At 34.0% G+C, this 23,876-nt stretch carries 22 protein-coding genes; 3 read left to right on the plus strand and 19 right to left on the minus strand.

Features of this window, described 5'->3' with window-relative positions; all coding sequences use genetic code 11:
* Window positions 1-35 precede the first annotated feature (35 nt).
* A complete protein-coding gene (locus tag ACIDC4_RS01800) occupies window positions 36-1,301 on the plus strand; it encodes an OmpA family protein (RefSeq protein WP_412044714.1) in 1,266 nt (421 codons plus the stop codon).
* Between the two features lie 125 nt (window positions 1,302-1,426).
* Here the strand turns inward: ACIDC4_RS01800 and ACIDC4_RS01805 are convergent, their stop codons facing one another.
* The 6 genes from ACIDC4_RS01805 to clpB all read right to left on the minus strand — a co-directional run bounded on the left by ACIDC4_RS01805 (window position 1,427) and on the right by clpB (window position 7,786).
* The gene (locus tag ACIDC4_RS01805; protein WP_056251458.1) at window positions 1,427-2,314 is read right to left on the minus strand and encodes a carbon-nitrogen hydrolase; all 888 of its coding nucleotides are present in this window, start codon (window positions 2,312-2,314) and stop codon (window positions 1,427-1,429) included.
* Between the two features lie 98 nt (window positions 2,315-2,412).
* Window positions 2,413-2,703 (minus strand): type II toxin-antitoxin system RelE/ParE family toxin, encoded by a 291-nt coding sequence (locus ACIDC4_RS01810; protein ID WP_412044715.1) that lies wholly within the window; start codon window positions 2,701-2,703, stop codon window positions 2,413-2,415.
* Complete coding sequence (locus ACIDC4_RS01815; RefSeq protein ID WP_412044716.1) at window positions 2,703-2,948, minus strand: hypothetical protein; 246 nt, start codon at window positions 2,946-2,948, stop codon at window positions 2,703-2,705. Before ACIDC4_RS01815 ends, ACIDC4_RS01810 begins: the two co-directional genes overlap by 1 nt.
* A gap of 166 nt (window positions 2,949-3,114) precedes the next feature.
* A complete protein-coding gene (locus tag ACIDC4_RS01820; RefSeq protein WP_412044717.1) occupies window positions 3,115-3,528 on the minus strand; it encodes a hypothetical protein in 414 nt (137 codons plus the stop codon).
* 344 nt (window positions 3,529-3,872) lie between these two features.
* On the minus strand, window positions 3,873-4,760 hold the full coding sequence (locus tag ACIDC4_RS01825; protein WP_412044718.1) for a DUF808 domain-containing protein: 888 nt from the start codon (window positions 4,758-4,760) through the stop codon (window positions 3,873-3,875).
* A gap of 422 nt (window positions 4,761-5,182) precedes the next feature.
* Window positions 5,183-7,786: an ATP-dependent chaperone ClpB gene (gene clpB, locus ACIDC4_RS01830; RefSeq protein WP_412044719.1), complete on the minus strand. Its 2,604-nt coding sequence runs from the start codon at window positions 7,784-7,786 to the stop codon at window positions 5,183-5,185.
* Between the two features lie 207 nt (window positions 7,787-7,993).
* Here clpB and ytxJ point away from each other — a divergent pair, with 207 nt between their 5' ends.
* Complete coding sequence (ytxJ, locus tag ACIDC4_RS01835) at window positions 7,994-8,383, plus strand: bacillithiol system redox-active protein YtxJ (protein WP_412044720.1); 390 nt, start codon at window positions 7,994-7,996, stop codon at window positions 8,381-8,383.
* A 113-nt stretch (window positions 8,384-8,496) separates the two neighbouring features.
* Here the strand turns inward: ytxJ and ACIDC4_RS01840 are convergent, their stop codons facing one another.
* On the minus strand, window positions 8,497-9,672 hold the full coding sequence (locus tag ACIDC4_RS01840; RefSeq protein ID WP_412044721.1) for a hypothetical protein: 1,176 nt from the start codon (window positions 9,670-9,672) through the stop codon (window positions 8,497-8,499).
* A complete protein-coding gene (locus tag ACIDC4_RS01845) occupies window positions 9,669-10,670 on the minus strand; it encodes a DUF2157 domain-containing protein (RefSeq protein ID WP_412044722.1) in 1,002 nt (333 codons plus the stop codon). The genes ACIDC4_RS01840 and ACIDC4_RS01845 overlap by 4 nt, the downstream gene beginning before the upstream one ends.
* A gap of 205 nt (window positions 10,671-10,875) precedes the next feature.
* Here ACIDC4_RS01845 and ACIDC4_RS01850 point away from each other — a divergent pair, with 205 nt between their 5' ends.
* Complete coding sequence (locus tag ACIDC4_RS01850) at window positions 10,876-11,937, plus strand: pectate lyase family protein (RefSeq protein ID WP_412044723.1); 1,062 nt, start codon at window positions 10,876-10,878, stop codon at window positions 11,935-11,937.
* Between the two features lie 75 nt (window positions 11,938-12,012).
* Here the strand turns inward: ACIDC4_RS01850 and argH are convergent, their stop codons facing one another.
* From argH to ACIDC4_RS01905, 11 genes are all read right to left on the minus strand, one after another.
* Entirely contained in the window at window positions 12,013-13,293 is a 1,281-nt protein-coding gene (gene argH, locus ACIDC4_RS01855; protein WP_412044724.1) for an argininosuccinate lyase, read from the minus strand.
* Between the two features lie 264 nt (window positions 13,294-13,557).
* Window positions 13,558-14,628, minus strand: coding sequence for a M20 family metallo-hydrolase (locus ACIDC4_RS01860; protein ID WP_412044725.1), 1,071 nt, complete (start codon window positions 14,626-14,628; stop codon window positions 13,558-13,560).
* A 200-nt stretch (window positions 14,629-14,828) separates the two neighbouring features.
* Entirely contained in the window at window positions 14,829-15,602 is a 774-nt protein-coding gene (argB, locus tag ACIDC4_RS01865; RefSeq protein ID WP_412044726.1) for an acetylglutamate kinase, read from the minus strand.
* Window positions 15,603-15,683: 81 nt separating this feature from the next.
* On the minus strand, window positions 15,684-16,631 hold the full coding sequence (locus ACIDC4_RS01870) for an N-acetylornithine carbamoyltransferase (RefSeq protein WP_412044727.1): 948 nt from the start codon (window positions 16,629-16,631) through the stop codon (window positions 15,684-15,686).
* Window positions 16,632-16,718: 87 nt separating this feature from the next.
* Window positions 16,719-17,477 (minus strand): glutamate 5-kinase, encoded by a 759-nt coding sequence (gene proB / locus ACIDC4_RS01875; RefSeq protein ID WP_412044728.1) that lies wholly within the window; start codon window positions 17,475-17,477, stop codon window positions 16,719-16,721.
* Window positions 17,478-17,691: 214 nt separating this feature from the next.
* Window positions 17,692-18,915, minus strand: a complete 1,224-nt coding sequence (locus ACIDC4_RS01880; RefSeq protein WP_412044784.1) for a glutamate-5-semialdehyde dehydrogenase — start codon at window positions 18,913-18,915, stop codon at window positions 17,692-17,694.
* A 68-nt stretch (window positions 18,916-18,983) separates the two neighbouring features.
* On the minus strand, window positions 18,984-20,123 hold the full coding sequence (locus tag ACIDC4_RS01885) for an aspartate aminotransferase family protein (RefSeq protein ID WP_412044729.1): 1,140 nt from the start codon (window positions 20,121-20,123) through the stop codon (window positions 18,984-18,986).
* Between the two features lie 78 nt (window positions 20,124-20,201).
* A complete protein-coding gene (argC, locus tag ACIDC4_RS01890; RefSeq protein ID WP_412044730.1) occupies window positions 20,202-21,179 on the minus strand; it encodes an N-acetyl-gamma-glutamyl-phosphate reductase in 978 nt (325 codons plus the stop codon).
* A 105-nt stretch (window positions 21,180-21,284) separates the two neighbouring features.
* Window positions 21,285-21,704: a hypothetical protein gene (locus ACIDC4_RS01895; RefSeq protein ID WP_412044731.1), complete on the minus strand. Its 420-nt coding sequence runs from the start codon at window positions 21,702-21,704 to the stop codon at window positions 21,285-21,287.
* A gap of 39 nt (window positions 21,705-21,743) precedes the next feature.
* Window positions 21,744-22,937 carry an argininosuccinate synthase gene (locus tag ACIDC4_RS01900; RefSeq protein WP_412044732.1) on the minus strand — a complete coding sequence of 398 codons (1,194 nt, stop codon included), beginning with the start codon at window positions 22,935-22,937 and terminating at the stop codon, window positions 21,744-21,746.
* Window positions 22,938-23,002: 65 nt separating this feature from the next.
* Window positions 23,003-23,644, minus strand: a complete 642-nt coding sequence (locus ACIDC4_RS01905) for a GNAT family N-acetyltransferase (RefSeq protein WP_065449613.1) — start codon at window positions 23,642-23,644, stop codon at window positions 23,003-23,005.
* Window positions 23,645-23,876 lie beyond the last annotated feature (232 nt).

Genomic DNA, 23,876 nt, shown 5'->3' on the forward strand with positions numbered 1-23,876 from the left:
CTTAATAATCACAATTAAATTAAAATTTGGATATCATGAAAAAGAAATTAGCTTCAGTATCACTTTTACTACTAACATTTGCTGCGGGTGCACAAAATATGGCAACGACATCATCTCAACCTACAATTGAAAAACCTGCTTACAATAAATGGTCTTTAGAATTAAATGGTGGTTTAAACAAACCTCTTAGAGCAATAACTCCAGGTTATTCTACAGAAACTGCTAGTCCGTTTCACGCAGATTTAGGTGTAAGATATATGTTTAATCCTAAATTTGGTTTGAAACTGGATGTTGGATATGATCAGTTTCAGGAACGCGATGACACGCCTGAATTCGACAGCAAGTATTACAGAGCAAGTTTACAAGGGGTAATTAACCTTGGTAGAGCTTTAAACTTTGAAACCTGGACAAACACTTTTGGTTTATTAGCACATGGTGGTTTTGGTGTTTCTCAATTAAGTAATGATGATGGTTTTGACGGAAAAGATTACATGGCTCATGGAATCATGGGATTAACAGGACAAGTTAGATTAAGTAACAGAGTCGCTTTGACAGGAGATCTTACAGGTATCGTTAACGGAAGACAAAATCACAACTTTGATGGTCACGGAGTTCCAACTACAGGTTCATTAGATGGTGTATTATTAAATGCTTCTATTGGTTTGACTTTTTACCTAGGTAAAAACGAGAAACATGCTGACTGGTATTCTGAAGAAAACGAAAGATTAAACCAATTAGAAAACAGAGTTACAACTATCGAAACTGGTCTTATTGATACTGATAAAGATGGTGTTGCTGATTTATACGATTTAGAACCTAATACTGTTTCTGGAGTTGCTGTAAATACTAAAGGACAATCTATCGATACCAACCAAAATGGTGTTCCGGATGAATTAGAAAGCTACTTAGATAAAACTTATGTTAGACAAGGTAGTCAAACTGCAACAAACAATACTGTTGAAGAATTGATCAACGGAGGATATGTGAATGTTTACTTTGACTTTAACTCATCTAAACCAACAAATGCTTCTTTATCTGGTGTTGACTTCTTAGTGAAATACTTGAAAAACAATCCAGGAAAATCTGCTGATATCGTAGGATATGCTGACGAAATTGGAAGTTCAAGCTACAACACTGAATTATCAAGAAAAAGAGCTGAAGCTGTGAAAAAAGTAGCTGAAAACGCTGGAATTGATGCTTCAAGATTAAATGTAATTGCTAACGGTGAAGATACTTCTGTGAACAAAGATTCTAAAGAAGCTCGTCAAATCGTAAGAAGAGTTACTTTTAAAGTAAAATAATCTTATTATATATTTCTAAAAATCCGCTTCGGAATATTCTGAAGCGGATTTTTTTTGTTTTAAGTGAATAACAAAAAGGACGAAATGTAGATTTCGTCCTTTTTGTTTTATTTTAATTAACTGAATTAGTCAATCGCTCTTTTTGTGATATCGCCAAAAGCATCGATTCTTCTGTCTCTGAAAAATGGCCAGTTCTGACGTACATTTTCCTGTAGATCTAAATCTACTTCGGCAATTAGAATTTCTTCCTGATCGTGAGAAGCCTGAGCTAAAATCTCGCCTTGTGGTCCTGCAATAAATGATGCTCCCCAAAACTGAATTCCTTCTGTTCCTTCGATATATTTTTCTAAACCAATTCTGTTTGCAGCAGCAACAAAAACTCCGTTTGCTACAGCGTGACCTTTCATTACGTTCATCCAGGCACCATATTGGTTTTCTCCATATTGCTCTTTTTCTTTAGGATGCCATCCAATTGCAGTTGGGTAAAACAATACCTCTGCTCCTTTTAAAGCTGTAATACGTGCTGCTTCCGGATACCATTGATCCCAACAAATAAGCGTTCCGATTTTTCCTTTTTTAGTTTCGATTGCCTGAAAACCTAAGTCTCCTGGTGTGAAATAGAATTTTTCGTAGAAATGTGGATCGTCCGGAATGTGCATTTTACGGTATAATCCAGCTTCTGTTCCGTCAGTATCAATGATGTAAGCACTATTGTGATAAATTCCAGCCATTCTTTTTTCGAAGAAAGGAACAATAATTACTACGCCCAATTCTTTTGCCAATTCACTAAAAGCAATAAATGAAGTACTGTAAAGTGGTTCTGCTAAAGCAAAATTGTCTACATCTTCGCTTTGGCAAAAATAATGACTGCTATATAATTCAGGTAACAAGATTACTTCTGCCCCTTTATTGGCAGCATCTTTTACCCAGCTGATACATTTTTTAAGATTATTTTCGGCAACGTCATTCAGATTTAACTGGATAACGGCTATTTTATATTTTCTTTTCGGCATGACATAAAATTTAGAGTGCAAAAATAGTAATTTTTAAAGGAATGGCAAAGGGTGTTTTGTGTACTTAGTAGTAATAAAAAAAGAGCCTATTAGGCCCTTTATATTTGCTTTAGAGAATCCCGTTTTGTTGCAAATATCTTAGTAATGTAAACAACTTCATTCTCTTCTAAATATAATATTTTATAATCTCTGACAATAATTCTTCTGTATTCTGGCTCAATTTCATCCTTTTGATACTGTTCTACAAAACGAATACCTTTAGTGCTAGACAAAACATCATTTTTCAAATTAATCGCGCCTTGAAGTGACTTCTCTTTATAATAATTATATATCGTCTTTAGTTGATCTTTGGCTGTATTGGTCCAAACTACTTTTCTTATTTTACTCATTACCAATTCTCAGATTCTCGTTCTAAATCTTCCTGCGAAATCACATTGCCATTTTTAATGTCTAATTTAGCCTTTACTAATTCCTCTTTATAAATCGCTCTTGTAATTGGTTTTCCATCGACTGAAAAAGCTACAATTTCTTCTTCCTGATAACTTTCAATAACTGCTTTAACAACTTTTAAAAGACGTTCATCTGCAGTATTTATATATTCTAAAACACTATCTCTTAACTCTAAAGCTCCCATAATTATAATTTTTTGATACTTCAAAGATAGTTATTTTGGCTCGTTTTTATACTAGTTATATATAAAATCGATCGAGATCTAATTTCAATAAAAAAACCATTTTACAAATATTTTAAAACATCTGTAAAATGGTTTATGGCCAAAAATTCATCTATAAATAACCTAATTATTCAATAACCACTTTTTTAGTTACGAATTCCTTATCTGATTTTTTGAATTTGATTTCAAAAGTTCCTTTTGTTGCTGATTTAAATTTGTAAACTGTTTTCTTAGGATCCGGAACTTGTTGAGTACAAACTTCTGAAGGGTACTTTGCTTCTATTTGTAATCCTTTTTCTGTTCCTATTGTTACCTCTGAAATTTTACTAAACTCTCCGCAAGCATTATCTACTATAAAAGTTACATCATAAGCTAGCTCTTCGTTTACTTTTCCGGTTGCCGGACCTTTTACTTCTGTTACTAACGCCACTTTTGTAGTTGGGTTAGGTGTACTTGGTTTATCATCATCATTACTGCAAGAAATTAATGCTGTTGCTAAAAATAATACTACAAAAACTGATTTAAATCTAAAATTTTTCATATAAAATAATAATTAATTGTTAATTACTATGAAGATGCAGGAGAGTTGCTTTGGTTGCTTTATTAATTTGTTAAATAATTAAACATACACATTAAACTATTGCAAATCAAAATATTAATCGAATAAAAAAAAATACGAAACAACAGTTATTTCTTATGAAAATTAAAATATCTGGTTTAGCCCCGATAGAAACGGTATCCTTTTTAGCCGTTTTTTAACGGATAAAAGATATAGTGGATAGCGGGACAAGTGGTATTTTGAAAATGATTGCTTTGCTTCTAAAAAAAAAAAAACACCATTCGCCGCGACGAATAGTGTTTTGATATTTATATATGTTGTAGCTGCTATGCTATTTCTTTCTTTTTAAATATTTTTTTGAATAGGTTTACAAATCCTAAAACTACGATCCCTAATGCCAGACCAATTACAAATTCTTTTATAATTGAAGGAAGATTGATTGTAGGTACTATATGATGAAAAAATGGGATATAGTGCACAAAGATTCCACCTGCTACCAGAATTAAAGCTATTGTACCAATTACGGTTAAGCTTTTGATGACTATTGGCAGCGCTTTTACTAATATATTACCAATAAAATTTGATATACTTTTTTCGTTTTTACTGAATTTTATTAGTTTATAACCTGCTTCATCCATTCTTACAATAAGAGCAACAATACCATATACACCAATAGTTGCAATTAAGGCAATTATCGATGTTACAATAATTTGCTGTATAAGTGGCTCCTCTATTACTGTACCCAGGGCAATAATGACAATCTCTACAGATAAAATAAAATCGGTAATAATGGCTGATTTTACTTTTCCTTTTTCGGCTTCCAGAATTTCTTCTTCGGTTAAAGTTTCATTTGTAATTCCTGCTGATTCTTCATGGCTGTGCGGAAATATAAATTCATAGATTTTTTCGGCTCCTTCGTAAGCCAAAAATAATCCTCCAAGTACAAGAATGACAATGATTGCAACTGGCAAAAAGGCACTTAATAAAAAAGCTATTGGTAAAATAATTATTTTATTAAGGAGCGAACCTTTACTAATTGCCCACAATACCGGAAGCTCTCGTGATGACGCAAAGCCTGAAGCTTTCTCTGCATTTACTGCCAAATCATCGCCTAAAATTCCGGCTGTTTTTTTTGCTGCAATTTTACTCATTACTGCAACATCATCCATAATTGCTGCAATATCATCTAATAGTACGAAAAAACCTGATGCCATTTTATTTTATTTGGTTTTAAAAACTGTGTAATTCACTGGCATTGAGTATCCAATTTAATGCACATGTTTGATTATTTATGTGCGCTAATCTAAGACTTTTTTTGTTTATTTTTTAGTCTAAAATTAACTACATTGTCCTAAAAGAACCCAAAGAACTATAAAAACTATAATAGTTCCAAAACATCCTCCGCCTAATTTTTTTGCTCCGTAACCTGCTAGTAATCCTCTGAAAATATTGTTCATAGTGTTTGTTTTTATGATTTGTTAAATAAATTTATTAAAGTAAAGTTCATAATTTAATCCCTGAATCTATTTATATGACTTTAAAAAAAAGTTTCATGATTTACAGATTTGGTTTAGATAAAAAAAAACACCAGCCTTATGACTGGTGCTTATCTCAAAAAAATATTAAAACCAAAAAATTATTTTTCGATGTGGGTTTGGTTTCTAAATACCAATTGCCCATCGAAAGCATCTATTAAAATGATGCTGTCTGTAGTGATGTTTCCTGCCAAAATTTCTTTCGACAACTGATTCAGCACTTCTCTCTGTACGACACGTTTTACAGGTCTTGCTCCAAATTGAGGATCATAACCTTTATCAGACAAATACTTGATCGCTTCCGGAGTTGCATCCATTGCAATACCTTGTAAAGCGAGCATTTTTGTAACACTCTTAAGCTGTAAACTCACAATTTTAGAAATGTTTTCTAACGTTAGCGGTGTAAACATTACGATTTCGTCGATACGGTTTATAAATTCCGGACGAACTGTTTGTTTCAATAATCCTAGAACTTCAACTTTCGCAGCTTCCGTAGCAGCTTCAACACCACCTTTTAGATTTTCGAATTTATCTTGTATAATCTGACTTCCCATGTTGGATGTCATGATGATGATTGTATTCTTAAAATCAGCCAAACGGCCTTTGTTATCTGTCAAACGACCTTCATCCAGAACTTGCAATAAAATATTGAAAGTATCGGGATGCGCTTTTTCGATCTCGTCTAACAAAATTACAGAATACGGCTTTCTGCGTACGGCTTCAGTCAACTGACCTCCTTCGTCATAACCCACATATCCCGGAGGCGCACCTACTAAACGACTCACACTGTGACGTTCCTGATACTCACTCATGTCGATACGCGTCATAGCATTTTCGTCATCAAAAAGATATTCGGCCAGTGCTTTTGCCAACTCGGTTTTACCCACTCCTGTAGTTCCTAAAAATAAGAAGGTACCAACTGGTTTTTTCATGTCTTGTAATCCCGCACGACTTCTACGAACAGCATCACTCACGGCTTCAATCGCTTCTTCCTGCCCTACTACGCGTTTGTGTAATTCATCTTCTAGATGCAATAGTTTCTCGCGCTCTGTCTGAAGCATTTTCATAACAGGAATTCCTGTCCATTTTGCTACGACTTCTGCGATATCTTCACGGGTTACTTCTTCTTTAATCAATGAAGTTCCTGATTGATATTCCTGCAATTGTTTTTGTAAAACATCAAGACGTTCCTGTGCTTCTTTAATTTTTCCGTAACGAATTTCGGCTACTTTTCCGTAATCTCCATCACGTTCTGCACGTTCTGCTTCGTATTTAAAATCTTCAATTTCTTGTTTTACGGCTTGAATTCCGTCAACAACATCTTTTTCTGATTTCCATTTTGCATAGATTTCGTTGCGTTCTTCTTTTAAGTTCGCCAAATCCATGCGCAGGATTTTCAGTTTACTTTCTTCTTTTTCACGTTTAATGGCTTCGATCTCAATTTCTAACTGCATAATTTTACGATCCAGAACATCTAATTCTTCTGGTTTCGAATTGATTTCCATACGCAGTTTAGAAGCTGCTTCATCCATCAAATCGATCGCTTTGTCCGGTAAAAAACGGTTTGTAATATAACGTTGCGAAAGTTCAACTGCTGCAATAATTGCTTCATCCTTGATCTGAACTTTATGATGTGTTTCGTACTTTTCTTTGATTCCACGTAAAATTGAAATAGCACTTTCAGTATCCGGTTCGTCAATTAAGATCTTTTGAAAACGACGCTCTAACGCTTTATCTTTCTCAAAATATTTTTGATATTCATCTAAAGTCGTTGCACCAATTGCTCTCAATTCTCCACGAGCCAAAGCTGGTTTTAAAATATTAGCCGCATCCATTGCGCCTTCTCCTCCACCTGCACCTACAAGGGTATGAATCTCATCAATAAATAAAACGATATCACCTTCGGCAGCGGTAACCTCTTTTACAACAGCTTTTAAACGTTCTTCGAATTCTCCTTTAAATTTAGCACCGGCAATCAGTGCTCCCATATCTAGTGAGAAAACGATTTTATCTTTTAAGTTTTCCGGTACATCACCATCAACAATTCTATGTGCCAATCCCTCAGCAATAGCAGTTTTACCAACTCCCGGCTCTCCTATTAGCATTGGGTTATTTTTTGTTCTACGCGTCAAAATCTGTAACACACGACGAATTTCTTCATCACGGCCAATAACAGGATCCAGTTTTCCGTTTCGCGCTAATTCGTTTAGGTTTTTAGCGTATTTGTTTAATGAATTATAGTTTTCTTCAGCCGAAGCAGATGTTACTCTTTCTCCTTTACGAAGTTCTTCAATGGCTGCTTTTAAGCCTTTTCCTGTAACTCCCTGATCTTTTAAAATCTGAGAAACTTTGCTTTTTGAATCGAAAATTGCCAAAATCAAATGTTCGATAGAAACATATTCATCGTTCATTTTCTGAGCAATAATCTCAGCTTCATTCAGCGCTTTATTAGCTTCTCTGGAAAGTAAAATATCACCTCCGGAAACTTTAGGAAAGCTTTGAATGGTACTGTCTAATATTTGTAAAAACAACGGAACATTTACATTTAGTTTTTTCAAAATAAACGGCGCTACATTTTCATCTACTTCAAAAATAGCTTTAAAAATGTGTTCGTTTTCTATTTGCTGCTGTCCGTTGCGTTGGGCCAACTGTTGCGATAACTGTATGGCTTCCTGCGACTTAATTGTAAATTTATTTATGTTCATATGTGTACGTTTTAGGTTTTATTTTTAGTTGTAAAGTTCGATAACATTAAAATTACAATTTATTGGATTACATTTTTAACTTTAAATGATATAACTTTGCTTTCGATCATTCAAAAGATATTCCACATTAAAAATACAGACAAAATGACATTTAAAACGTGATTTTTATCATTTTTTAACGTCAAAAAGTCATAAAACACGTCAAATATGAGTTTTTTAAATTCAATCTTCGGAAGTTCAGAGAATACAGACTCTCCAAAAAGTAATGTAAACTGGACAGAATTAACCGATATAGCACAATTATTAGAAGTTACCGCGATCTCTAGCGAGAAGCCGGTTGTTATTTTTAAGCATAGTACAAGATGCAGCATTAGCCGTATGGCTTTGAAACAGTTTGAACGTGAATACGATTTAAACGAAACTGTCGATGCTTATTTTTTAGATTTAATCGCGCATCGTGATATCTCTAACGAAATTGCCAGCAGATTTAATGTCTATCATGAATCTCCGCAATTAATCTTAATCAAAAACGGACAAGCTGTTTATGATGTTTCTCACAGCGATATTGATGCTGTGGCTTTGAAAGAAAAAATTTAAACATTAAAGTTAAAATATTTCACCATTAAGATATTAAGAAAAATTAAGCTTAACCCTTAATGAAACTTAATATCTTAATGGTGAAAAAATAAAAATGCAATGGTAAAAAAGAACTAAAAAGTTCCCTCTGAACCTCCACCGCTAAAACCTCCTCCTCCAAAATCCATGGGAGAATCCGGTACTTTTGCTTCTGGTTTCATTCCAAAAGTTGAAGCTACTATTAAAGCTTCGGCATTTAAAATCGCATTTGAATTATTGATCCTATCCGGTTTGAATGTTAAACCAACTTCATTCTCTTTTAGTTTTCTAATCGAAAAATAAGCTATTGCGAATAATACTAATCCGCCAAGTGTTAGGGCTACTTCTATTGGTAAAACTGAATAGTAGAATCTTATGGTATAGATTGAAAATCCGATAGCCAAAAAGCTTATCCAAAGCATGATTCTGTCTTTTGTTTTTAAGGACTGAACCAAATAAACAGCAGGAACAATAAAAGTAAAAGCATAAAAGAAAATAGCAAACGGAATATCTTGTCCCGGCAGTACTTCGTTACCTAAAAGCTCTGCCGAAAGCTCTCTAACTACTAAATAATTGCAAGAAAGGTAAAACAAAACCAAGCAAAAACTATTGGCCAATAAAAGACCATTGTAGTAATAATTTACGGTGAGTTTATGAAGCATTCTTTTTGTAAAAAAGTAAAATGCGGCTGATGCTAACATGGCTATAAATGGCAAAATCGTTTTTCCTGTATCGCCAAATTCAAACATTCCGAAAAATAAAACTCCTGCAGCTGCAATACAAAAGACCAATAAAGACAATAGATGCAAATATCTTCTGTACATAAAAAACGAAGCTACAGCAACAAAAAGTGCAACTTGTATTTCATAGCCTTCGGTTGTTATGGCAATAGCAAATCCTACATTTAAAAGTGCTCCTAAAATAAAAGCATCGTCTAATCCGTGTCCGTAATATTTTTGATTCGCCAAAAACTCTGCGCCCGCAAAACCAATTGCGGCAAAAATATAACAGCAAATATTAAAAAAATTATGTTCAGAAGTAGAACCTGTCAATCCTATTAATGCGATTACTCCACATATAGATAAGTACAAAAATGCTCCTAATAAAAAGAACCCCAAACGTACCAGGATATTACTTTGCCTCTTAAAAGCAGGTAATTCTTTTTTAATTAAATTCTTTTGCTCTTTACTAATAAATCCAGCAGATTCTAAAGAATTAGCTTCTTCGACTAAAGCTAAATTGTCTAATAAATTTTTATCGTATACTATCATGCTGCGATTTCTTTATTGAATTTTTTAATCAACTTTATAAACATTAAAATAGATCCTATAAAATATACCGGAAGGATCATAATGAACAATACCCAAATATCTGAGAAATTAAAGTTTTCGAAAATTCTAATCAGGAATATATTCAGTCCAATATAAGCATAGACAATCATAAAAACATACAAAGAAATTGCCTTAAGTTCATGGCTAATTTTGTAAAAATAAAAAGACGAAGCAGCCAATACGATCAGAAAAAGAAACCAAATTCCGTACTCAAAATAATCAAACAAACTGCTAATAGTGGCAATACTAATAATATGCAAAGCAAAAGTGAGATAGATAATGTTAAAATGCGTTTTTAACTGAATTTTGGAACTATAAATCGTCCATAGAATTAGCAACACTCCCAATATTATAGCCGAATAACTTAACGTCTGATCGTGGTAAAAATTACTATTGTTTAGCAAATCCTGAGGTGTTACCGAAAGTCCCACGTATGCCGCCAAACCTGTAATACCAATAGTGAGAATACTTTTATTATCGAAATAATACGCACAAAAGAAACTTACAATGGTTGGGATTAAAGTAGCGAATCTGTAATTTGTTCCAAATGGCTGATACTGAAATTGCAAATATCCTATAAAAATACAAGTCAAAATACTGCCAGCTAGAGCCAGATATTCTACAACCGGATGTTCAAAAGTAGTTTCCTGTTTTTGAAATCCTTTTGAATTTTTAAAACAATAATAAAAACAAACTCCTATTACAATTAACAACAATGAGAGGATTGCAATATGACCAATGCTGTCGATATTATTGTAAATTAAAATCCCAATTCCTGAAGTAAACAACAAAACAGATAAATAGAGGAACAATTTTAATTCTGCATTTAGCGAGAAAATATTCAAATTTCGATACGCGCTAATTTCCTGATATTGATTCTCAGTTATTAGATTTTTATCCAAAAGGGATTTCGAAGCCTGGTCATCAAACTTATTCATAATTTACTTTTATACATACCAATCAAAAATAGTCTTTTTTGTTTGAATATCTTGTTAGTAAAAAAATACTTATAAAATATAAAAGATGTAAATCGTTAATATTTTCAGTAAAATGACTGATTGTAAACTTTAATAATTAAATTTGTGTAATCGATTACATTTAATTGATCTATTATAGAAAACCACAAAAAACTAACTTATAAAAATGAAACAAAACTTGCTTTTACTCTTTTTCTTATTGAGTATGTCTTCTGTTTTTGCGCAAAACTACTATATGGAATCTCCGGAAGGATTTGGCGCAGCCACTACTGGGGGAGGTAACTCTACTCCTATCACAGTAACAACTTATACTGAATTGCTATCAAAAATTAAATTAAAATCGCCTGCTGTAATTTTAGTCTCAGGAATAATTACTATTCCAAGTGGCGAACCTATTCATGAAGTAGTCACAGATAAAACTATTTTAGGATTGCCAGGCGCGAAATTAGTGAACGAAACACAATCGAATCCCGGAGCAGGTATTTTAAGTTTAAAACCGGGATCTAATAATGTAATTATCAGAAATCTTGTTTTCGTTGGCCCAGGCGCTTATGATATTGATGGTCAGGATAATTTAACCGCTGATTGCACGAATCTTTGGGTTGATCATTGTGAGTTTCAGGATGGTCAGGACGGAAATTATGATAATAAAGGAAAAACAGATAATGTAACCATTTCATGGTGTAAATTTACTTATCTAAAAGCACCAAAATCAGGCGGTTCAGGTGGTGCAGACGATCATAGGTTTAGTGATCTTATTGGTTCCAACAAAAATGATTTTCCTGCTGACGGGCATTACAGCATTACTTTTAAGAATTGTTATTGGGCCGAAGGCTGTAAACAGCGTATGCCTCGTGGCAGAAATTTAGAAATTCATATTCTGAATTGTTATTATAATACGTCAGAATCTGGTTCTTTGGCCATTGGTTTAGGCGGTGGCGTTAAAAATTCGACTTGTTATGTTGAAGGGACTGATTTTGCAAAAGTAGAAAAGGTTTTTAAAGACTACATAAGTACAGACGGCGGAACGGTTGGAATTGTATTTGATCACTGTCGCAAAGGCCCAATGGATTTTGGCACCAAAGTAAATAAACCCTCTTATCCTTACACCACAATCCCTCTTGGAAAAGTGGAACAATATGTAACTAATACATCGTGTGGTGCAGGTGCAACACTTCAGGTAAGTTCTGTTGGTGTAATCTCTACAAGCTGCGCAAACAAAAGTTGATCATCATTATAATTTTCATAAAAAAGCCGATTTGTATCCCATACAAATCGGCTTTTTTTATTGGCTGAAACACTTTTAAAGCGCTGCTTTCATCTTGTCTTTGATAGCATCTAAACATAAGTTATTGATGCTGCCTTCATGCGTATGTTTTGTTTCTTTTGGAGATTGATAAGTTCCTGCTTCCAATTGTTCTGCAACGGCTTTGTATGCGTCTCTAAAAGGTATTCCTGCAACCACCATTTCGTTTAAAGTATCAACTGTAAACAAATAATCGTATTTTTTATCTTTTAAAATATTGTCTTTTACTGTAATATCTTTTACAGAGAAAATCGCAATATCAAGACATGCTTTTAAGTTTTGAAGCGCTGGAAACAATCCTTCTTTTAAAAGCTGTAAATCTCTGTGATAACCGCTTGGTAAATTATTCGTGATTAATGTGATTTCGTATGGAAGCGCCTGAATCTTGTTGCATTTTCCTCTGATTAATTCGAAAACATCTGGGTTTTTCTTGTGAGGCATAATGCTCGATCCTGTTGTAAGATGTGCCGGCAAACCTATAAAATCAAAGTTTTGGCTCATGTACAAACAAACATCCATTGCAAATTTTGATAACGTTCCGGCAACGCTTGCCATTGCAAATGCAACGGTTTTCTCTGCTTTTCCGCGGCTCATTTGTGCAGCAACAGCGTTGAATTTTAGAGTTTCGAAACCTAATTCCTGAGTGGTAAATGTTCTGTTGATAGGAAACGAACTTCCGTAACCTGCTGCAGAACCTAAAGGGTTTTGATCTACAATTTTTAAAGCTGCATTTAACATCGTAACATCGTCAATAAAACTTTCGGCGTAAGCTGAAAACCACATTCCGAATGATGATGGCATCGCAATTTGCAAGTGCGTATATCCTGGCAATAAAACATTTTGGTGTTTCTCTGCCGATTCCATTAGCAAATCAAACAATGTTTTTACTTGTTCTTTTAAGGCTTTTAATTCGTCTTTTAAGTATAAATGAACATCTACCAGAACCTGATCGTTACGAGAACGTGCCGTATGGATTTTCTTTCCGGCATCGCCCAATTTAACGGTCAATAAATATTCTATTTTAGAATGTACATCTTCGAAACTGTCTTCGATTTCGAAATTACCTATTACAACATCTGCAATGATTTCGTTTAATGCATCAACTAAAGAAGTGGTTTCTTCCTGAGTTAATAAACCTATTTGCCCGAGCATTTTCGCGTGTGCGATTGAACCTAAAGCATCGTATTTTGCAAGAACTAAATCCAGTTCACGATCGTTTCCTACTGTGAAATGTTCGATTTGCTTATCTGTTGGTATTCCTTTTTCCCAAAGTTTCATAAGATATATTTTTTTTGTTTCACAGAGTTTCTCAAAGAAAACTCAAAGATTCACAAAGTTTTATTTTATTACTATGTTTCTTTATTCCCCGAATGTCCTAGCCCCGATAGTAGTGAAAATCCTTTTTCTGGCTTCTTTAGCCAGGAAAAGATTGTAACGGATAGCGGGAAATAGCTCCTAAATAAAAACTAAATTCCAAATTTTAAAACCCAAATTCCAAAAAGGAAAGTCTTTCGACTCGATCAGGAGGACAAATTAGGATAATTATAATTTAAAAAAATCGGTTAGTATTTTGATATACAAGTCGACTCCTTCTTCGATTTCGTTGATGAAAATAAATTCGTCTGCTGAATGTGAACGTAATGTTTCTCCTGGTCCTAGTTTTAATGACTGACAACTTAAAACAGATTGGTCTGAAAGTGTTGGCGAGCCATAAGTTGTTCTTCCTAAAGCGATTCCGGCTTGTACTAAACCGTGAGTAACTGGAATAGATGACGCATTTAAATGCATGGATCTTGGAGTTACTTCGGCATTTACGTTTGCTTTTACTGTTTCAAGAATCTCGGCATTTGTATAACGATCTGTTACGCGAATATCGACAACCAAATCGCATTCTGATGGTACCACATTATGTTGTTTTCCTGCGCTGATTTGCGTTACGGTCATTTTTACGGGACCTAAAACATCTGAGATTTTATCGAATTTATAGTTTTTAAACCATTCCATTACCGGAATTGATTTGTATAATGAATTATCATCGTTTTGATGTGCGGCGTGACTTGCTGTTCCTTTTACTTTTACATCCAAAACCAACAAACCTTTCTCAGCTACAGCCAATTGCATTAAAGTTGGTTCACCTACAATGGCGCAATCTAACTCAGGTAAATGTTTTAAAACGCTGTTTAAACCATTTTTTCCGCTGCTTTCTTCTTCTGCAGAAGCCACAATTACAAGGTTATGAGATAAGTTTTGGTTCTCGTAAAAATGAACAAAAGTCGCTAATAATGAAACTAAGCATCCTCCGGCATCATTACTTCCTAACCCGAATAATTTGCCGTCTTTTTCGATGGCTTTAAACGGATCGTTTGTATAGGCTTGATTTGGTTTTACGGTATCGTGGTGTGAATTTAGTAAAAGTGTTGGTTTATTTTCGTCGAAATATTTATTGAAAGCCCACACATTATTGTTTTCTCTATTGAAAGGAATTTCGTTTTGATTGAACCAATTTTCTATCAAAAGTGCCGTTTGATCTTCTTCGCTTGAAAATGAAGGGGTTTCGATCAGGCTTTTTAATAAACTAATTGCTTCCTGGGTAAGCGTTGCAATATTTTTCATAGTTATGGTTTCTTTACCGTGATCCCGATAGCTATCGGGACGAAGTCACAAAGTTTTTAATTAAATCTGTGACGATTTTAATTTGCGCAAATTTCTTAAATTAATATTTAAAATGCCTTGTGCAATGCTCTTTTTTTGCCACAGATTAAAAGATTTTCACAGATTTTAATCCTTTCAATCTGTAATCTGTGGCTATATCTTTATAATGTAATCGTTGTATGCAAAATGCCTGGGTTTTGAAGCATTTTATGATGTCCAATTTTGATTTTCTGAACGCCTCTTGATAAACTATTGAAACAATTATCCAGTTTAGGAATCATTCCGGAGTGGATTACTTTTTCTCCTTTTAGTTTGTTGTATAATTCTTCGTTGATTTCGGTTATTACAGATGAATCATCTTCTGAATCTTGCAAAACGCCTTGTTTTTCGAAACAATAGGTTAGCGTAACATCAAATACTTCAGACAATGCAATTGATAATTCGCTTGCAATAGTATCAGCATTTGTGTTTAATAATTGTCCGTTTTTATCGTGTGTAATGGCGCAGAAAACAGGAACTATTCCCGCTTCAAGTAAAGTTGCCAATAATTTGGTATTTACTTGTTTTACATCGCCTACAAATCCGTAATCTATTGTTGGGTGATTTCGTTTTGTTGACTGAATCAAATTCCCGTCAGCTCCTGAAAAGCCCATTGCGTTGTTGTCTTTCGCTTGTAATTGCGCCACAACATCTTTATTGATTTGTCCGGCGTAAATCATTACGACAACGTCAAGCATTGGAGCATCTGTGATTCTTCGTCCATCAATCATTTGAGGTACTAAACCAATACTTTGAGCCATTTTTGTAGCCGATTTTCCTCCGCCGTGAACTAAAACTTTATAGCCTTCGATCTTAGAAAAGTCGGTTAAGAATTGTTCTAACTCGGTTGGGTTGTCAATGATGTTTCCACCTATTTTTATTACTTTAACTTCCATTTTTTAAGGTTCTAAGATACTAAGGTTCTGAGGTTCTAAGAAACTTAGCATCTTAGCAACTCAGGACCTTAGAACCTTTATTTACAATTTCTTCAAAATCTTTTGTAAAACTAATTGTGCCGAATATGTTCTGTTATTCGCTTGCTGAATTACGATTGAATTCTCGCTGTCGATAACTTCATCGCTTACAATTACGTTACGACGAACCGGAAGGCAATGCATGAATTTTCCATTATTGGTTAATGCCATTTTTTCTGCAGTAACGGTCCAGTTTGGATCTATATTGGTTACTTTTCCGTAATCGTTGAAGTTGCTCCAGTTTTTTACGTAAACGAAATCGGCATTTTCGAAAGCTTTGTTTTGGTCGTATTCGATTTTGCAGTCTTTTGTTATTTCCGGGCTCAATTCGTAACCTTCAGGATGTGTGATTACAAAATCCATGTCTTTTTGCATTTGCATCATTTCTACAAATGAATTTGCAACTGCTTGTGGCAACGCTTTTGGATGTGGCGCCCAGGACAAAACTACTTTTGGTTTGTGTTTCGTTTTGTATTCTTCCATTGTAATAGCGTCTGCCAAAGATTGCATTGGATGACGCACAGCGCTTTCCATATTCACGATTGGCACTGTTGCGTGTTTCAGAAATCCTGAAATTACCGTTTCGGCATAATCTTTTTCTTTGTCTACCAAACCTGCAAAAGCACGAATGGCGATAATATCGCAATATTGAGAAACTACTTCTGCTGCTTCTTTAATATGTTCTGAAGCTCCTGAATTCATAATAGCTCCATCTTCGAACTCTAATGTCCAGCCTTCGTTGGTAAAATTCATCACCATAACGTTCATTCCTAAGTTTATAGCGGCTTTTTGAGTACTCAAACGCGTTCTTAAACTTGGGTTAAAGAATAACATTCCTAAGGTTTTGTTTTTCCCTAAGTCTTGATTTTTAAGTGGGTTCTTTTTGATTTTTAACGCACTTTTTACCCATTTTGATAATGAGTTGATATCTTCTATTGAAATATAATTCATGTCTTTTTCTTGTTTAATCGTTAATTTGTTTAACTGTTTATTTGCCCGATCGATTAACCGAATTAACGATTAAACAAATAAACATTTCTACACAATTTTCGTAAAAGGAATTTCTCCTTCTAATGCCTTTAAAATAAAATTATCATTTAATCCGTTTACGATCCAGGTTTCTATGTTGGCCGCTTTTGCGATTCCGGCTGCTTCGATTTTGGATTGCATTCCGCCTGTTCCGTGTGATGATTTTGATTCTCCGATTTCCTTTTCTAATACTTTTAGATCGTTTACCAATTTTATGGTTTCAGGATTTTCATCGTGAATAGAATCTTTCGTGTAAATTCCGTTTGTATTGGTCGCAATAATCAGAATATCAACATTTAGCAGCACCGCCGTTAATGCCGCTAATTTATCATTATCTCCAAACCGAATCTCATCTGTGGCAACGGTATCATTTTCATTAATAATCGGAATGTAATTGTTCTCGACCAAAACATTGATTGTATTGACAATATTTACTTTCGATTGCTCTTTCTCAAAATCTGAATAAGACAATAAACATTGTGATGTCAATAATCCTAAATCGCTGAAATTCTCATGGAAAATCCGCATTAAATGAGGTTGTCCTATTGAAGCTAGCGCTTGTTTTAATGCAATTTCTTTGCCTTTACTTTCGAGTTTTACAAATTGTTTGGCGGCTGCAATGGCTCCTGAGCTTACGATTACAAATTCGTAATCTTTGTTGAGAGCGGCGATTTGCATACCAATATCTTCAATCTTTCCCCGCGAAATATGGTTGGTTTCTTTGGTTAAAGTATTACTTCCTATTTTTAATAAAATCCTTTTTTTCATTGTTATTGTTTTGGCCACGAAGGCACAAGGGCACTAAGTTTTTTTTTTTACCGCAAAGGGCGCAAGGTTTCTATATAGTTTGTGTTTACAAACGCTAAGTTCGCAAAGCTTTATACTAATAAAATTCCAATCCCGAAGCCTCGGGACAAATTCCAATTTTAAAAATTTAATCAGAAATTCTTAATCCCAATCTAAAATCAGAAATCTAAAATTATTATCGTATTTGTCCTTCTCCGTACACGTACCATTTGTTGGTTACGAGATGTTGGAGTCCAATTGGTCCTCTTTGATGTAATTTATCTGTGCTTATCGCTAATTCTCCACCTAAGCCAAATTGTCCTCCGTCGGTAAAACGGGTTGAGGCATTTTGATAAACAGCTGCGGTATCAACGGCATCCATAAATTCTTGTGCTGCTTTGTCATCTTTCGTAATAATTACTGCCGAATGTCCTCCGCAATATTTATTTATTTTTTCGATTGCATTTTCTTCAGAATCAATGGTTCCAATGACAATTTTATAATCTAAAAATTCTTCGTACCAGATATCTTCATTCTGAAGTGTTTCTGTGTCTTCAAAACTTTTTAAAGATTCGTCAACAATCACTTCTACATTAGATTCTTTTAATGTTTCTATTAAGATAGCTGTAAAACCTTCAAAATTGGGTAATTTAGAATCTATTAAAACCTTATCTACCGCGTTACAAGCAGAGATTTTTGAGATTTTAGCATTCAAAATTATTTTTAAAGCCAAATCAGTATCTGCATCTTTATGAACGTATACAAAATTATTTCCGCGTCCGCTTACTATCACCGGGCACGTTGCGTGCGCTTTTACAAACTCAATTAATTTTTCTCCTCCTCTTGGTACAATTAAATCGACTTTTTGAGTTGGTTTTTCTAAAAAAACCTGTGTTTCTGCGCGGTTATAATTCAAATACTCGACCCAATCTTTCGAAACTCTATTTTCTTCTAAAGCCTGATGCCATAAATCAACAATTTTCAAATTCGATTGTAAAGCTTCTTTCCCTCCTTTTAATAAAATCTTATTTCCAGATTTAAAAGCAATTCCTCCCGCTTCGATTGTCACATCCGGACGAGATTCGTAAATGATTAAAATCGTACCAAAAGCGGCCGTTTTATTAATGACTTTTATTCCATTATCATGAGTAAAATGAAAACGCTCTACTCCAACAGGATCTTCCTGCGAAGCCAATTGGTTCAACGATAAAATCATCTCGTCGACTTTTTTATCATCTACTTTCAAGCGTTCTTCCATTGCTAAATCTGAACCGTCATAAGCGAGTAAATCTTCTTGATTGGTTAAGATAATCTGACTCCGTTCCTTCTCGACGAGTTTTGCCATCGAGTGCAAAACCAGATTGCGTTTTTCAATTGATAATGGATTCATAATTTCTAGTTGGTTGGTTGTTTTTTTGATAGTTTCGTTTTGATTGAAACTTTATAATATACCTAACAGGTTTTTAAAACCTGTTAGGATAAGCATATTTAATTTTGAAGCTCTTCTAAACTTTCTTTTAAAGCTACAATAAAGGTATCAATATCTGATTTTTTTACGGTAAGTGGCGGTAAAATTCTTAACAGATTTTTGTTGTTGGCACTTCCTGTAAAAATGTGTTTCTCGATGATTAGTTTCTTTCTTAAAGCACCAACATCAAAATCAAATTCAACCCCAAGCATTAAACCTTTTCCTTTTACTTGCTTAATTCCGGGAACTTGTTTTATTTGTTCTAAGAAATATTCATAAACTTCGTTTACGTTTTTCTGTAAATCTAGTTTTTCAATTACGTCAAGAACTGCAATTCCTGCAGCACAAGATAAATGGCTTCCGCCGAAAGTAGTTCCCAATAATCCGAAACTTGCTTCAAATTTTGGAGAGATTAAAATGGCTCCAACCGGAAATCCATTCCCCATTCCTTTTGCAACTGAAATAATATCAGCGTTGATTCCGTGATGTTGAAAAGCGAAAAACTTTCCGCTTCTTCCATATCCTGATTGTACTTCGTCTAAAATCAAAACAACATCATGTTTTTTACATTCTTTTTCTAAAGCCTGAAAAAATTCTGTTGTTCCCTGATCCAAACCTCCAACTCCCTGAATTCCTTCGATAATTACAGCTGTAACATCTCCTTTAGCCAATTCAGCTTCAACTAATTCGATTTGGTTCAGCGGTAAAAAAGTAACTATTTGTTGTGCATTTATTGGCGCAACAATTTTTTTATTGTCTGTAACGGCAACGGCTGCAGAAGTTCTTCCGTGGAAAGAATTATCAAAAGCTACAACTCTTGATTTTCCGTTATGAAAAGAAGCTAATTTCAAAGCATTTTCGTTTGCTTCGGCTCCTGAACTGCACAAAAACAATTCGTAATCTTCTAATCCTGAAAGTTTACCTAATTTCTGAGCCAATTCTACCTGCAAAGGATTCTGAATAGCATTCGAATAAAATCCTAAATGATCTAATTGATTTTTTAATTTGGCTACATAATCAGGTTGCGTATGGCCAATCGAAATTACACCATGTCCGCTATATAAGTCTAAATATTCTACTCCGTTATTGTCTATAATTGTGCAATCTACTGCTTTTACAGGAGTGATATCGTAAAGTGGGTATACGTTGAATAAATTCATTTTTTCTTAGTTTAATTGTTTAACCGTTTTTTGTTTAATCGATTAACCGAATCAACGATTAACCGTTTTGACAACAATTTAAAATCCGCTTGGTTTCAAATGTAAACCGGTGGTTTCTTCTAATCCGAACATTAAATTCATGTTTTGAATCGCTTGTCCTGAAGCACCTTTGGTTAAGTTATCAATGATTGATGTTATTAAAACCCGGTTTCCTTTTTTCAATAAACTAATGATACATTTGTTGGTTTGAACAACTTGTTTCATATTGATGTTTGTCGTTGTTACGGTTACAAAAGGCTCATTTTTATAGAAATCCTGATATTTCGCCACTAAATCTTCTAAACTTTCATCAGATTCTGTATACAAAGTCGCAAAAATTCCTCTTGTAAAATCTCCTCTATTCGGAACAAAAATCAATTCATCTGAATAATCTGCCTGCAATTGATTCACATTTTGATTGATTTCGCCTAAATGTTGATGTTCAAAAGCTTTGTAATGCGACATATTATTGTTTCTCCAACTAAAATGAGAAGTTTCAGCAAGACTTACGCCCGCACCTGTACTTCCGGTTGTGGCATTAATATGAACGTCATTTTTAAGCAAATTATTTTTAGCCAAAGGCAAAAGAGCCAATTGAATTGCTGTTGCAAAACAACCTGGATTTGCAATGAAATTTGCTTTTTTGATTTCTGCTTTATTCAATTCAGGCAATCCGTAAACGAATTCTTTTCCTTCGAAAACAGCGTCTTTTGTCAATCTGAAATCATTTCCTAAATCGATGATCTTAGTATGGCTTGCAAATTTATTTTCCTCAAGAAACGAAATAGATTTTCCGTGACCCAAACATAAAAAAACAACATTCACATTCGGATTCACCACATCAGTAAAATTCATTTCAATATCTCCCATCAAATCGTGGTGCGCCACAGAAAGCGGTTTCCCTGCATTTGTCGTACTGTAAACAAAATCGATGTTTACATTGGGATGATACATTAATATTCTGATCAATTCTCCGGCCGTGTAGCCCGAACCACCAATTATTCCGATATTAATCATAATTTTTATTTTTTTAGATATGTTGTTAAATCGAATTCGATTCTTAATATCTTTTGTGTTTTTAGATTAGAAAACTTTAAAAAATTGTCTAATCTCCTAGTTTTTTTAATCAATAGCAAAAACAAATTCTGCGGATACAAACTTTATGTAATATGTCTTTATCTGCTCAGGACTTAATGATTGTGTTTCATGTGGAGATTCAACATTATAAACTTCTGTATAAGTAGAATTTGCACCAATTTCAGTATATGGAGAAACAGAAACTCGTTTAATAGGAGTTAATATCAATCCGTTATAATTGGCAGTTACGCTTGATGTTCCTTTTACAGCAACATCATTGGGGTTAGTATATTTTATTTCATAATGTAATCGAGATGAATTATTACCTGTGTCAGCTGTAAATTCAAATAACAAAACTTCATACGTAACCGGTTTTAAAGTTTCCTTTTCCGGCGTATCGCTATCACTTGAACAACCAAGAAATAGCAGAAACATTGGAAGTAAAAAAAATACTTTTGTTTTCATAAAAATTAAGTTTTATTTTTTTGAATAAATCATCAGAAATTAATCATGATCTAAATGATTTACAGATGAAAATATGTTTTGTGCATTTCCTAAAATCTTAATAAATCCTTTTGCATCGTCAGAAGTCCATGCATTGTTCATTTCTCCGTACTGACCAAAACCAGTATTCATTAAATCATTATCTGATTCAATTCCGTCAAGCGAAAAATGATATGGTTTTAGAGAAACGGTTACAACTCCATTTACTGTTTTTTGTGTGTCTTGCAAGAATGTCTCAATATTTCTCATTACAGGATCTAAAAACTGACCTTCGTGAAATAAGATTCCGTACCAGTTTCCTAATTGATCTTTCCAGTATTGTTGCCATTTACCAAGTGTGTGTTTCTCTAATAAATGGTGCGCTTTGATGATAATTAATGGTGCAGCAGCCTCAAAACCAACTCTTCCTTTAATACCAATAATAGTATCACCTACGTGAATATCTCTACCAATTGCAAAGGCATTTGCCAATTTTTCAAGAGCTACAATATTATTTGATGGTTTGTCTAATTGACCGTTTATTCCAACTAATTCTCCTTGCTCAAAATGTAATCTAACTTTTTCTTCTCCTTCTTTTTTCAATTGTGACGGATAAGCGTCACCAGGCAATGGCTGGCTTGAGGTAAGGGTTTCTTTTCCTCCTACACTTGTTCCCCAAAGTCCTTTATTGATTGAATATTGTGCTTTTTCCCAAGAATAGTGAACTCCGTTTTTAGACAAATAATCAACTTCTTCTTGTCTTGATAATTTTAAATCTCTAATTGGAGTGATGATTTCAATTTCCGGAGCGATGGTTTGGAAAATCAAATCAAAACGAATCTGGTCATTTCCTGCACCTGTACTTCCGTGTGCGATGGCGCTCGCTCCTACTTTTTTAGCATATTTAATGGCTTCAATTGCCTGAAAAACACGCTCTGCACTTACTGATAATGGATAAGTATTGTTTTTTAATACGTTTCCGAAAATCAAATATTTTATTGCTTTATCATAATATTTGTCTACGATGGTTAGGTTGGCGTGTTGCGCGCTTCCTAATTCGTAAGCTCTTTTTTCGATTGCTGATAATTCTTCAGCATCAAATCCTCCTGTATCTACAAGTACGGTGTGAACTTCGTATCCTTTTTCATTTTTTAAATATTTCAAACAATACGAGGTATCTAATCCTCCACTATAAGCTAATACAACTTTTTTCATTTTTTATAATTTAGGCTAATACTTTCGTATGTAGCAAGTTTGAGATTTCTTTTTTAATTTTATTCTTAAGATAAAAAACCGAAAGACAGTATTTTATTTAAGAATAAAGCTTGTTTTATTTTTTTCAATCTGCTTAAAACAGCCTCATTAAAAGGATGTCTTGGCGGATCTTTTTGTTTTTCTTTTGGATCATACAACATTCCGGTACAAAGACACATTTTGTTTTCTTTGCTTTTTAGAATTTCATAATTGGTACAGGTTTTACATCCTGACCAAAAACTTGGATCTGTTGTAAGTTCAGAGAAAGGCACTGGTTTATATCCTAAATCAGAGTTGATTTTCATTACAGCCAAACCTGTTGTAATACCAAATATCTTAGCGTCGGGGTATCTTTTTAGAGAATAATCAAATACTTTTGATTTGATTTTTTTCGCCAAACCTAAACTTCTGTAATCCGGATGTACAATTAAGCCGGAATGGGCCACGAATTTTCCGTGTTGCCAACTTTCGATATAACAAAAACCTGCAAATTTTCCATCTGCCAAAGCAATCATCGCATCACCGTTCGACATTTTTTTCTGAATGTATTCAGGAGTTCTTTTAGCAATCCCTGTACCTCTTAACAAGGCAGATGATTCTATTGTATCGCAAATTTCCTGTGCGAATTTGAAGTGTTCTTCCTGAGTAACAACAATAGAGATTTTCATTTCAATAGTTGAAGTTAGAGTTAAAAATTAAAACGTATTGTTTAGTTTGAAATCCGGAAATCAGTCCGACAAAAATAGACATAATAGAAGTAACATTCTCAAAATCAAAAACTTGATTAAGAAAATTCAAAAAACTATATATACTTTTAGGATATGTTTGTCCAATGGACAAATGTTGTGATTTCAAAATGAAAAATGAATATAAATAAATACGCGGCGAAAAACTCTGTGA

This window comes from Flavobacterium sp. C3NV, from assembly GCF_046825355.2.
Lineage (GTDB): Bacteria > Bacteroidota > Bacteroidia > Flavobacteriales > Flavobacteriaceae > Flavobacterium.